Genomic DNA, 12,758 nt, shown 5'->3' on the forward strand with positions numbered 1-12,758 from the left:
GAAACCGTTCTTTACCAATTCTCCCAATGGCCTTCTGGGCTAATACTTGCTAAACGGACCCAGCCATTTTGAACTTTTTCTTGAAATGCAGCATTATTTTGCAATAATCGCTCAACATAATTTTTGGGTGCCTGAATTATAATCAGTAAGCGAAGCGGTGAATGATATGCAGCTTGATCTGATTGCATAACAGACTGCCACGGTAAGCCCGTTAACAAGTCACTCGCATTCCCCTGCATAACACCAAGACCTGCTGTTACGGTTTGTGTTGCCTTATTGCCACTTCCATAATAATGAGGAGCTACCGTTGATGCGTAATATTCTAGATTTATCCATTGTGTGACCGTTCCTGGACCTGAAATAATATTATCTAAGATTTCTCCGCTTTCATCCTTCTGCCATTTATAATTATGAAGAAAGACTCTGCCTTCCAAGTCACAGCCATTTGTTAAATCACGTTGACCAATTATAAAAGCTGCATTACCAGCTAAGCCCCATTCAGGACGAATCACACTCCAATCCTCTGCTAGTTGATGGGCCTCAGACTGAGGATTTTTGCGTTGGGATGAGAAATGCGGTATTTTAGCTAAACGCTCTGTATTTGCCTGTTTGCTTACTCTTGGCAAAATGGCTTTAATCCGATGAAAAGCTTCTTGTGCTGATTTAGAAAGTTCTGGAATGTAAATCCAGTCTAATTCATCAACGGTTGTATTATGCTCAGCAGCTGCGAAAACCGTTTCTTTAGGAATGTCTATTCCTTCTAAAGACAATGCTTTTCTTACTTCAGGCAGGTTACACAAAGTTGCTAAGACTCTCGCGTTGAATCCACCTGAAGCCCCGCCACAGGCACCACAATCAAGAGAAGATGCATAAGGGTTATTTGTACTGTGGCTTCCATGTCCACATATTACAACTAATGGGCTGAAATTCTCTGTTATCCCCATCATTTTTAATGCTTGTCGGGCATAATTAACTTTCTCTTCCTCGGTAAACCCAATTGGAATCCCGTTCTCTGTTTGATGAACATGATTAAGAACCAGTTTTGTATTTGGTTTACGCACCCAATTTTTGCGTAGATTATGAATGAAGCGATCGGCACTTTTTGGGACAAAACTGCGTGCTGCCATTTGGAGACTTAGCCAAGGACCACTTAATTCTGGTAATAGTAAGTTTGCAAGTAAATTCTGTTTCATCGATTTGAAAGTATCGCTAAAGGAATGAACGGTCTGCTGACGGTGTTGAAAGGCTTTAAGTTCATTCTCATCTGTACTCTCCATGATTTTATGCAATGGCTTTTGCATAATTGGCAAGGATGGGTGACTGTGTTCGCTTCCTAATTTATTCGTGGCTATCGGTACTCCAAAGAAACCAGCCATTCCTATTGTTTCAAATGGTCCCTCTTTTTCAAGCTGACGACGAAATGGCTCAGAGCGAACATCTATACAGAATACAAATTGTGCTAATGTTGTTGCCTTATCGTTTGTACTAAATTGTTTCGCACTAATTTTTTGACTTAATTGTTCAGCATGTGTTTGCTCCCAAGCTTCCAGCCAGAGTTTTCTGCAAAGCTTCTCATCAAATTTTGCTGCAAATAACAAGTATTCTTGTTGTTGTGCACTAGACAACTGAGACCATTCCTCTAATGAAAGACTGCCCCAATGAATCAACGCTGCTAAAAGACCATCTATGGACTGATTATTTTCGTAGCTTTTCGGAATAAAAGGAAGCTGTGGATTGATAAGCACCCATTCTAAGGAAATTCTTACTGCTAAATATTCGGTTAGCAGGCTATTTTCCTCACTCGATTGTTTAGAACGCCAGAGCATCATTCCTGCCCATCCAGGCAAAGATAGTAAATGTGCTTCAAGATACTTCTGTTTTTCTGGTTCAGGAATAGAAAGAGCATTTAATCCTTTATTCAAGGCTATTTCTGCCTCTTTTGGCCACTTTTTTAAACTTTCACGTTGTTTTTTTGTAAGGGCAGGATCATAACTAATCAGCCGGCGCCAAGAACGATAAAAACCTTCCTCTCGATGGGGCATTGTCCAGGCAGCCTGCGACTCATCAAGATATAATTTACACCACTTAATAACATGGTAATCGAGTATATTGATTAAACTTTCCTTATCTTTACTTTCTAGATGAGAACTGATTGGCTGCACAGAAGAATAATGGAATGAATCTGAATGTTGCTCCCTATATTCTTCTGCTTTTTTCTTTAATTCATGAGATGAGAGCAGGCTGGATGGAATGGGTTCCAAATTTAATGCCGCATGGCAAAAACGCTCTGCCACATCTTGTGGGATATTAAAGGAATTGGATGCAAGCCATTGCTTTAGCTTCTGCTTAACAAATACTTCCTTAATTTCTCCCTTTTTTTTCGCTGAAAGGATCATAGGGGCACTAGGATAAATATCAACATCACGAGTCTGTTTTAACCAATCTGCCACTTGATCAAAAGTTTGTTTTTCAAGACCCATCCACGGATGACGGGCTGCAAACGTAGAAATTGGCCACAGCGGTGCAATTACTTTGCTGGCAGCTTCAACATAACTCTTAATATCACCTTCTACAAAATCATCTGGCATATTTTTTTTGCTTGAACTAGCTTTTGTTAATACAGATGGAATACTCATCGCTCATTACCTCCTTTATGGTAATTGTTGTTTTAGATAGCTCGGATGACTTTCTACTGCTTTTGGCTTTGCTTCTCCTAATCGCACTAACCAAAGATATAGGACAGTAAAAAAGATGGACGAACGATTTCTAGAAGCGATCGCCCCTATCGCAGTGCCAACTAATAAAAGACAACCAACGATAATGACAACAGCTAATGGCGGCTGAGAACCTTTGAAAACAGCAGTCTGTAATATGTCATAGAAAAAATGATGGATAAAAGAATAAATAGCAGCGGTTCCCCCTACAAAAATTAAACCAACAATCCGGCCGATGCTCCCTTCTCCAAAAGCAACAAGCTGTCGCCAAGAAATAGAAACAGACCAAACTAAAATTAACGAACTAATTATTTGATAGCCTTCTCTTGGTGCTTGGAGCCAAAAAACTAGCCCCACAGTAATGCTTAAAATCCACCCTGCTATCGTCCATAAAAAAGCAGGCTGTTTTTTTCTGTAATTAGACTCTTCCTTACGTCGCACTGCTGAACCCGACTGTAAAAATAGTGTCGCTTTGAATAAACCATGTAAAATAAGATGGATAATGGCAGCAACATATGCGCCTAAGGCACACTGAATGAGCATGAAGCCCATTTGCCCAATCGTCGAACCAACTAACTGACGTTTATAGTCAACTTGTACTAAACTAATTCCAGTACCAACCAAGACAGATATCCCGGCAAATAATAGTAATAGAAGAGTTGGAGCTAAATCACCATTAAATAATGGGGAAAAACGAGTAAGCATGATTCCGCCTGCATTGACAATTCCTGCATGCATTATCGCTGAAACAGGTGTTGGTGCCACAACAGACTCTACTAACCATCTTTGGAATGGCCATTGAGCTGCTGGAATGATAACCGCTAGGACAATCAATAAATTAATTCCAGTTCTTTCCCATGCTGAAATTCCAACTGAATTTTCAATCGATAGAGCGGTTGATAATTGCCAAGAACCAGTACTGTGAGACAGCCAGATTGCTGCCAATAACAAGGACACCCAACCGATTAAAAAATGATAACCAGATACTTTAGAAGCCTCAGCAGCCACTTTCCAGCCATTATTTAATCTTATAAGCAAGGTTAATCCTGCAAGCGTTGCTCCCCAGAATAGAACCAGCAGTCGAAGATCTCCACTTAGCCAAGCAATGGAAGCGGCAGTTGTGGTAAAAGTGAAAAGGGTAAAATATTTGCGATAAGATCGATCTCCCATTAAATAGCGGATTGAAAAACGTTGAACAATTAAACCGATGGCAAGGACAAAAAAAGTCATCAGCCAAGCCAAGGAATCCATATGAAAAGGACCTGCATTTTCTATTCCATTCGGATTCATAAGTGCGATTAATGCGATCAAAGGCGGAAAAGACACTATCCAGATATGAACCCTTACATAGCTTAATGGCACTTTTGGATGCAAAAATAATAGTCCACTCAGCATCGAAACAATAATCATCATAAAAAACACTAACAGTAATGATGGCATACTGTGCAAAAGAAACATTTTAAAAACTCCTTTAACTAACTTACTTCAAAAAACCTTTAATTTTGCCAATAAAAAAGCCGACAATCTTTTAAATTCACCATGATCTGCAATCATGAGAAAGTAAAAAATTGTCGGCTTCCCTTCAACTAATTACATCGAATTGTTTGAAGAGCTACCTCTATATGGTTTTATATTTTCATTTAATTTATAAAAGACACTCGTACAATAATTTAGGTTACTTATTTATCAAATCACTTTTGCTTAATTTATTAAGTTACTTTTTCATTCAGTCAATATTCATTATTAAAAGAATGCTAAAGTCTTAATTTTTAAGCGAAAATTAACTTATAACTAAGTATGAAACTAACTATAAGATATGCTAAATTTTTATATTTGTCAATAAGAAAGCCTAATCTCCAAAGAAAAATCAAATTAGTTTATAGCAGATGGGAAAAAATTTTTCCAATCATGTTAAAAAAGAATTCTCATTCAAATGGCCATTTATTATCTTCTACCAGCTAAATAATACTTAACACTTTCATTCATTAGTAATTTGATACATAATTAGTATAGTCTATAATTTCCCGAAAGGGTCGGTATCATGCTCCGAATCGAACTTATTTGTCACGAAATCAAACGTTTAATGGATGATTATTATAAATGTGAAAATACCCAACTTAAAAAGCAAATACATAGTGATATTAAACTTTTAAGCAACGTTCTCTATCTTAGCGACCTGCCAGATGAGTATCATGAAGCAGTGCAGGAAAAGAGAGAAACCATTTAGCCTATGCCTACATATTTTGAAATTCACTTTATACTGCTGGAAATAAACAAAGAAGCATCTTGATTCATAAAAATATGATTACCTTGATAAAATGTTTTCCTTTTCATTGAATGAAAACCAACTTCCGACAATATTTCATTTAATTCTTCTTCTGTAAAACCGTTATGTACTTTAGGATGGTTTATTTTATCATTTTTATCAAAGTCGATGATAATTAATTTGCCATCCTGATTTAATATTTGGAATAACGCTTGTAATATCTTCTTTGTATTTGGGATATGAAGAAGAACTAAAGACATTAAAATAACATCTGCCTTAAAATTCGGGGTGTCTTGCGTAAAATCAGAATATAGTATATCTGCATTCGTAATTCCTCTATTAGCTATTTTTGCTTGGGCAGCCTCCAGCATCTGTTCGGATGAATCCACTAACAAAATCGAAGCTACCAAATCCGTTAACTCTAGACTAACGAGACCAGTGCCGCTCCCATAGTCCATTAAAGATTGAGGTGTACTGTTTGCTAATTCTCTTCTTACTTCCTTCACAATCACATTAGCTAGTTTTCTTCGATCTTCTGTATCATATCTTTTGGCCAGCTGTTCAAAAACATTCGCTTCCATTTTCCACTCTCCTAATTTGAGATTAGCTATTATATCAACTATCTAAAATCTAATGTCTATTATTTAATTTAACTTGTACGATAAGAATGCTCAATCTTCTTTACTTCTACTCGTTAAAGAGATTTGACGATGAAATTTTATCCTTAAAAATTGGCACATTTACCATAAGCAGCAGGCGAATATAGAGGAATTACAAACTATATACATTGAGAATTTTACAAAGTTTGTAAGCATAGTGACTTATTTATTTGATGGTTTAGCATATTTATTTGTTTTAACATCTATTATAATGATGATTGCTTTTTAATAAAAGAAATAGGGATAAATTCACCCTATTTCTATGTTTCCTATTATTTATTTTCTTGGCAGTTTTTGTCCTATAAATCTTTCTGATCCACATTCAGCTCAATTAAATTACCATCTGGATCAGCACAGAATATTTGGGCAAATCCGCTTATTCCATAAGGTTTTTCTAAGAATTCCACATTATGTTTCTTTAACCAACTACGGGTATCATAATAATTTTCAACTCGGAGAGCAAAATGCCCTTCCCGACTGTTTAGCGATTTATCTTTGCGAATCGTCTGCGATGTTGGATAAACAATTAAATGAAGTTGCTGATCCTGTATTTTGTACCATGCACCAGGAAAATCAAAATTTGGACGGGGAAGTTCTTCTAGACACAATATTTCCCCATAAAAATGTTTGGCTTTTTCTAAATCGGTTACAGTAAGACTTACATGATGAAGGGATTTGTATTTAATCAAGCAGTTCACTTCCTTTTTGTTATTTATAAAACGAAATGATGGTTCATTCTTATCTAATGCTTTGTTCGATAATTGATTTCATTCATAATTATATATCAACTAAAAAAGGACTGCGACACGATTCCTCTAAATAAGTATATACCGGAAAGAATAAAAGTTAGAATAGAAATTACTAAATTATTTAACTACATAATTCTATGCTCCTATTCATTAAACCCATTTTAAAAATCCACTGTAAACATCACGTTGTTATTCATCAGATATTATCAGCTTCTTTGTATTCACATTATATATTTTATAGCCAATCTCCCACTTCTTGTCTTTCGTTACAGTCAAAGTACAGTAATACGGCACATTCTTGCCATATGCATCAAGGTCTGGAATATTGTCAAAGCTATACACTTCGCCTGTATCTTGCATTTCGAATCTAGCTTCGGCATAACGGCGTGTGCCATCTATTTCAATAGTACATTCCCCAATTACTTCAACATATTCTTTTAACAATATGTATTTTAAACTTGGAAAAGTTATCAATAAAAGAAAGATACTAACTGATAAAACCACTAACGTCTTCCCCATTATTATTAAAGAATAATTTCTATCCTTGTACATTTGTACCATATAAATAACTGAAATCAATAGAAAGATGATTCCTAACGATAGCATCAAGAAATACATAAACATTCACTAATCCCTCACTTTATATCCTTATACGAAAATAAAGAGGTATAGTTACATCCATTTATTTTGCCACTAAACAAAAAAGATCAGACCTCATTATGAGTATCTGATACTTTTGTTCAGCCTTATTTCGCTTTTTGCTTTACTTCCAAATGGAAAGAATAAATTTCACTTGGTCCAATTAAACGAAAGCCTTTCCCCTGTACATAGTCAAACTTTAAGTCTTCATTAATATGCTTAATCGTTAATGGATCTAAATAAATCGTTAAACCATTATCCTCAAATGCCTTATCCTCTTCGTGTGGAAAATCAACTGCTAAGTCAAAATTGTAAACATAGCTGCAGCCGCCACTAAAAATGGTACTTAATCGATAAACTGCACCCTCAGGAACTTCATAGCTGCGGAATTTCTCAACAGCTGCATCGGTGATTGTGACCTTCATCTTGCCATCTCCTGCCTTTTGTTACTTTCCTATATATACTATTCCTATATAAGAATGGAAATAAACTTACTTTCAGCTTAACGGATGACAAGGTTTCTTGCAAAAATTCTGCTTTCCGCAGCTAGAAATGAATGGAGAACAATCGTATTAAAAATACTACTTTATCCTTTTTACAATCCGTAAATGATACCTGGGCAGACACTATTCTGCAAAGGTTAAATGGATACTTGCAAATTATCATTATCTACACCAATCGTACAGGTCAGCCAATTGTCATTACATATGAAGAGATAGGCCATCTACTGCCAAAGCAGCTTCTCCTAATACTTCTGATAAAGTTGGATGGGCATGAACGGTATGGGCAATTTCCCAAGGCGTTGCTTCGAGCATTTGACCTAATGCAGCCTCGCCAATTAAATCAGTAGCATGTGGACCAATAATCGTTATCCCAAGAATATCATCTGTATTCTTATCGGCAGTTATCTTTGTGAACCCTTCTTTTTCTCCATGAACAAGTGCTTTTCCAATTGCTTGGAACGGAAAATATCCAACTTTGACTTCATATCCTCTTGCTTTAGCTGCTGCTTCAGATATCCCTACACTTGCAATTTCAGGTGCGGTATAAATACATCGAGGTATTTGTTCATATGAAATCAAATATGTTTCTTCCCCAACAATTGTATCTACTGCAAGAATACCCTCATGCATGGCAACATGGGCTAATTGAAGTGTTGGGATACAATCTCCAATCGCAAATATTTTATGATCATGTGTACGACAATTTTTATCTACAACGATTGCGCCTTTTTCCAGTTTAACTGCAGTATTTTCTAAACCAATTCCCTCCACTACAGGACTTCTTCCAACGGAGACAAGCAGTTTTTCTGCAGAAAAGATATCTTTTTTTCCATTTACTTCGGCACTGATTTGCACCCCTTTTTCTGTTAATCGACAGCTTTTTGCATCAACTAAAGCATTGGTTACAATCTGTACTTTTTTCTTCGTATAAATTTTTTGTAATTCTTGTGAAATGTCCTCATCTTCTGTCGGGACAATTCGCGGGCTATATTCTAAAACGGTAACTTTTACACCGAAATCATTTAGTAAAGAGGCCCATTCCATGCCAATGACCCCTCCACCAACGATGATGATACTCTTCGGTAATTCTTTTAGTGACAGCGCCCCGTCTGATGAAAGAATTTGCTTCTCATCAAAGGGTAAGCCTGGCAGGGATCTTGGCTTTGAACCTGTTGCTATAATAGTATTTTTTGCTTCAATACTTGTTTCTTTTCCTGCTCGATCAGTGATCTTCAAAATAGAATTAGAGTGGAAAAAACCGGTCCCTTCATAGACATCAATTTTTCCTTTTTGCATCAATCCTTTTATCCCAGCTTCTAATTGGCGCACAATCATTTCTTTTCTTTTTTGTGCTTTTGGAAAATTCACCGCTATATTTCCACTTACGTCTACCCCGAAGCTTGCAGCATTTTTAAATGTAGAAAATACTTCTGCTGTACGCAATAATGCTTTACTTGGAATACAGCCACGGTGAAGACAAGTTCCACCGAGCTTATCCTTTTCTATTACTGCAACTGTCTTTCCTTTTTGGGAGGCACGTATTGCTGCTACATACCCTCCCGTACCTCCACCTAGGATAACGACATCATATTTCTTCATTTCTTGATTCCCTTCCTTCTACGGAGAGCTCACAGAAAAATGATGAGCTAATCCCAACGATAAGTATTCATGTTTCGTACCTAAAGCTACCATATTGAATTGGACTTTTAAGATAGCAGCACGATTACAGAGAAAAGTCGTACTGCCCCGCTTCTTAAAATTTCTCAAACATCAATAAATGGTGCTATCTAACATGGAATAGAGCTGCATTCATTTTTCATTTGCACGCCTATCTACTTTTTACACTCTTTTTATCTATAACACTAGTAAATATGGATGCTCTAGATAATAAACAACGCGGTTCAAGAAATCTCCTGCTGGTGCTCCATCAAGCACTTGGTGATCAAAGGTTAAGCTTAAAGGCAATTTTTTCACTGTTTTTACGTTTTCATTTTCTAGTGTTACTTCCTCAATAAATGTTCCTACACCAAGAATACCTGTTTCAGGGGTATTTAGGACTGGGGTAAAATATTCAATTCCCTGTTGGCCTAAATTAGAAATAGTAAAAGTTGATCCCGTTAGTTCATATCCTGGTAATTGTCCATTTCTTGCTTTTTCCGTTACAGACGATATAGCTTTTGCTAATTCCCCGAGCGGAAGCCGTTCTGCATTTTTAACTACTGGAACGACTAAACCGGCATCTAAAGATGTTGCAATTCCTAAATGCACCTCATCAAATAAATATAATTTACCATCAATCAAATGAGCATTCATAAATGACTTATCACGCAAGCTTAATGTAACAGCTCTAGCAATAAGCACCGTTAAAGTTAATCGGACATCTAGTTCACTTTCCATTACTTGTTTCTTAATATCCTTTTGAAAATCTAGAAGGGCATTAATTTCTGCTTTTCGATGTAATGTTAATTGAGCAGTTGTAGACAAGCTTTGCTGCATTCGTTTTGCAATTGTTTGACGCATAACAGATAGTTTTTCGCCTTTTACGTCTGGTGGTTGTACATTTGGTTGTACAATAGTATTAGTTTCTTGATCCACCTTTGGTTCTGTTACTTCTCCACCCATGTCAGCAAATGCTTGAATATCTCTTCTCGTAATCCGATTATTTGGCCCAGTACCAGTAACTTTTTGTGTATCCACTCGCAGTTGTTGTGCAAGTTTTCTTGCAGCGGGAGATATCCGAATACGCTTATTTGTATCTTTCCTTTTTACTTCCGCCTCTTGTCGCGCCGGCGCATTCTCCTCTAATGCTGCATCTTTTCCTTCCCTAACATCTTGACTACTTTCACTTTCCGCTTCCTTTTCATTACCTATTATTCCAATTGGCTTTCCAACTTCTACTTCATTATCGACTTCTTCAATGATTGTAAGAAGTACTCCATCTGTTGGCGCCTCTACTTCACTTGTTAGTTTTTCTGAGCTAATAACAGCCACACCTTCTCCTTCCGAGACGGATTCTCCAGGCTGTTTTAACCACTCCACAATGGTTCCTTCTTTCATGGTCATTCCTAATTTCGGCATCACAATAGCAGTTGACATATTTTCACCTCCACTTATCGAGCTAAAGTTAATTCATTAATTAATTCGTATGCCGTATTGATAACTTTTTCTGCGTTTGGTATATATAATTGCTCTAAATTAGTTGCAAATGGAACAGGAGTATGTGGGGCCGTTATTGTTTTAATTGGAGCATCTAAATAATCAAACCCTTTATTAGCGACAAGTGCTGCGATATCGGCTGCTACACTACAGCGTGGATTTGCTTCATCTACAATAATTAGCCTTCCTGTTTTTTCGACAGACTCCAAAATTGGTTCTTCTTCAAGTGGAGATAATGAACGAGGATCGATTACTTCCACTTCCACTCCTTTACTCGCTAATCTATCAGCTGCTTCCATCGCAACATGGACCATTTTTCCGATTGCCACAATGGTAAGATCAGTTCCCACTCTCTTCACTTCTGCTTTACCAAGCGGAATGGTATAGTATCCCTCCGGAACTTCCTCTTTCATGCTATACAGGGTTTTATCTTCAAAAAATACAACTAAATCATCGTCTTCAATTGCAGAAAGTAATAAACCTTTTGCATCATACGGATTAGATGGCACAACTACCTTCAAACCTGGGATTGCGGTAAACATTCCATATAAAGTCTGGGAATGCTGTGCGGCCGCACTCGCTCCTGCGCCATGGTTTGTACGAATGGTTAAAGGCACTCTTGCTTTTCCGCCAAACATATAACGCATTTTCGCTCCCTGATTAAGCACTTCATCTAAACAGCTTCCAATAAAGTCGTTAAACATTAACTCTGAAATCGGACGTAATCCGGTAACTGCTGCTGCTACAGCTGCTCCCATATATCCCGCTTCTGCAATCGGCATATCGATAACTCGTTTACGGCCATATTTATTTGCTAATCCCTTGGTAACACCAAAAACGCCGCCCCATGCTTCTTCGTCTTGTAAGTGGTCAACGGTCGCACCACCTGCAACATCTTCTCCCATTAAGATAACTTTATTATCTCTCTCCATGGCAATATCCATTGCTTCATTGATAGCTTGTGAAAATGTAATCTTTCTTCCCATTCTTCCTTCACCTCATTCTTTTATTATTTGTAGTTGACATACACATCTTCTAGTAACATGGATGGGTCAGGCTGTTTACTATTTTTTGCAAATTCTACTGCATTGTCCACTGCCTTTTCCACTTCGTTCTCAATTTGTTCCACTTCTGTTTCCGTTAACAAATCATTGGCAAAAGCATATGCTTTAAAGATTTCAATACAATCTTCATCTACTGGCCACTTCTCACGATCTGTTTCTGATTTATATTTTTGTGCATCTCCTTCAAAGTGACCATAATTTCGATACGTAACCGCTTCAATAAGAGTAGGACCTTCTCCATTTCTGGCTCGTTCCACTGCATCTTTAGCTGCATTATAAACAGCTACTAAGTCTTTTCCATCTACTCTTACTCCTGGAATACTATAGCCTGGTGCACGATCAATAATTTGTTTACAGGAAGTAGAATAATGATATGGAGTGGCTTCTCCGAAACCGTTATTTTCTACTACAAAAACAACAGGCAGCTTTAAGATTGAAGCGATGTTAATTGCTTCATGAAATGTTCCATGATTATTGGAACCATCTCCAGAAAAGCAGACAGTTACGCTGTCTGTTCCCTCTACATAGGCTGTTAAAGCCGCACCAGCTGCAAGCGGAAATCCTCCACCGACAATGCCATTAGCCCCTAACATGCCAACGTCAAGGTCAGCAATATGCATAGAACCTCCTTTTCCTTTGCATATCCCTGTTTCTTTTCCAAAAATCTCTGCCATCATACTATTTAAGTCACAGCCTTTAGCCAGACAATGACCATGACCTCTATGTGTACTCGTTATATAATCTTTATTCGTTAAATGTGCACATACACCTACAGCAATCGCTTCTTCTCCTGCATATAAGTGAACAAAACCTGGGATTGCCCCTGTTGAAAAAATCTTATGAACTTGATCTTCAAACTTCCTAATTTCATTCATTTTCGTATAGGCCCAATAAGCAGTTTCTTTCTTCATTTTCTTTCCTCCATTCTATATTCCAGTATTAACACACTTCGATGATACAACATATTTTCTATTTTTGAAAGCGCTTAAAACATTGATAAATCAACAT

The 12,758-nt window shown here is 37.2% G+C and carries 11 protein-coding genes; 1 reads left to right on the forward strand and 10 read right to left on the reverse strand.

What is annotated here, in order from left to right; genetic code table 11:
* Positions 1-11: 11 nt before the first annotated feature.
* Entirely contained in the window at positions 12-2,636 is a 2,625-nt protein-coding gene (locus BCI01S_RS17925; protein WP_047940242.1) for a DUF2309 domain-containing protein, read from the reverse strand.
* 15 nt (positions 2,637-2,651) lie between these two features.
* A complete protein-coding gene (locus BCI01S_RS17930) occupies positions 2,652-4,172 on the reverse strand; it encodes an NADH dehydrogenase subunit 5 (protein WP_047940241.1) in 1,521 nt (506 codons plus the stop codon).
* Between the two features lie 583 nt (positions 4,173-4,755).
* Between BCI01S_RS17930 and BCI01S_RS17935 the strand changes: the two genes are divergently transcribed.
* Positions 4,756-4,941 (forward strand): hypothetical protein, encoded by a 186-nt coding sequence (locus BCI01S_RS17935; protein WP_047940240.1) that lies wholly within the window; start codon positions 4,756-4,758, stop codon positions 4,939-4,941.
* 23 nt (positions 4,942-4,964) lie between these two features.
* Here BCI01S_RS17935 and BCI01S_RS17940 read toward each other — a convergent pair whose 3' ends face one another.
* The 8 genes from BCI01S_RS17940 to BCI01S_RS17975 form a co-directional block, all read right to left on the reverse strand.
* Positions 4,965-5,561: a class I SAM-dependent methyltransferase gene (locus tag BCI01S_RS17940; protein ID WP_047940239.1), complete on the reverse strand. Its 597-nt coding sequence runs from the start codon at positions 5,559-5,561 to the stop codon at positions 4,965-4,967.
* Between the two features lie 377 nt (positions 5,562-5,938).
* A complete protein-coding gene (locus BCI01S_RS17945) occupies positions 5,939-6,328 on the reverse strand; it encodes a VOC family protein (protein ID WP_047940238.1) in 390 nt (129 codons plus the stop codon).
* A 249-nt stretch (positions 6,329-6,577) separates the two neighbouring features.
* Entirely contained in the window at positions 6,578-6,892 is a 315-nt protein-coding gene (locus tag BCI01S_RS17950) for a hypothetical protein (RefSeq protein WP_156485456.1), read from the reverse strand.
* Positions 6,893-7,134: 242 nt separating this feature from the next.
* Positions 7,135-7,452, reverse strand: a complete 318-nt coding sequence (locus tag BCI01S_RS17955; protein ID WP_047940236.1) for a HesB/IscA family protein — start codon at positions 7,450-7,452, stop codon at positions 7,135-7,137.
* A 276-nt stretch (positions 7,453-7,728) separates the two neighbouring features.
* Positions 7,729-9,129, reverse strand: a complete 1,401-nt coding sequence (gene lpdA / locus BCI01S_RS17960; protein WP_047940235.1) for a dihydrolipoyl dehydrogenase — start codon at positions 9,127-9,129, stop codon at positions 7,729-7,731.
* Between the two features lie 255 nt (positions 9,130-9,384).
* On the reverse strand, positions 9,385-10,626 hold the full coding sequence (locus BCI01S_RS17965) for a dihydrolipoamide acetyltransferase family protein (protein WP_047940234.1): 1,242 nt from the start codon (positions 10,624-10,626) through the stop codon (positions 9,385-9,387).
* Between the two features lie 14 nt (positions 10,627-10,640).
* Complete coding sequence (locus BCI01S_RS17970; RefSeq protein WP_047940233.1) at positions 10,641-11,672, reverse strand: alpha-ketoacid dehydrogenase subunit beta; 1,032 nt, start codon at positions 11,670-11,672, stop codon at positions 10,641-10,643.
* 23 nt (positions 11,673-11,695) lie between these two features.
* Positions 11,696-12,661, reverse strand: a complete 966-nt coding sequence (locus BCI01S_RS17975; protein ID WP_047940232.1) for a thiamine pyrophosphate-dependent dehydrogenase E1 component subunit alpha — start codon at positions 12,659-12,661, stop codon at positions 11,696-11,698.
* Positions 12,662-12,758 lie beyond the last annotated feature (97 nt).

It is taken from the genome of Niallia circulans NBRC 13626 (assembly GCF_001591585.1).
GTDB lineage: Bacteria > Bacillota > Bacilli > Bacillales > Cytobacillaceae > Niallia > Niallia circulans.

Excerpts from the sequence above, each read along its gene's own strand:
- BCI01S_RS17925 (WP_047940242.1), bottom strand. The coding sequence starts at position 2,636 with ATGAGTATTCCATCTGTATTAACAAAAGCTAGTTCAAGCAAAAAAAAT.
- BCI01S_RS17930 (WP_047940241.1), bottom strand. The coding sequence starts at position 4,172 with ATGTTTCTTTTGCACAGTATGCCATCATTACTGTTAGTGTTTTTTATG.
- BCI01S_RS17935 (WP_047940240.1), top strand. The coding sequence starts at position 4,756 with ATGCTCCGAATCGAACTTATTTGTCACGAAATCAAACGTTTAATGGAT.
- BCI01S_RS17940 (WP_047940239.1), bottom strand. The coding sequence starts at position 5,561 with ATGGAAGCGAATGTTTTTGAACAGCTGGCCAAAAGATATGATACAGAA.
- BCI01S_RS17955 (WP_047940236.1), bottom strand. The coding sequence starts at position 7,452 with ATGAAGGTCACAATCACCGATGCAGCTGTTGAGAAATTCCGCAGCTAT.
- lpdA (WP_047940235.1), bottom strand. The coding sequence starts at position 9,129 with ATGAAGAAATATGATGTCGTTATCCTAGGTGGAGGTACGGGAGGGTAT.
- BCI01S_RS17965 (WP_047940234.1), bottom strand. The coding sequence starts at position 10,626 with ATGTCAACTGCTATTGTGATGCCGAAATTAGGAATGACCATGAAAGAA.
- BCI01S_RS17970 (WP_047940233.1), bottom strand. The coding sequence starts at position 11,672 with ATGGGAAGAAAGATTACATTTTCACAAGCTATCAATGAAGCAATGGAT.
- BCI01S_RS17975 (WP_047940232.1), bottom strand. The coding sequence starts at position 12,661 with ATGAAGAAAGAAACTGCTTATTGGGCCTATACGAAAATGAATGAAATT.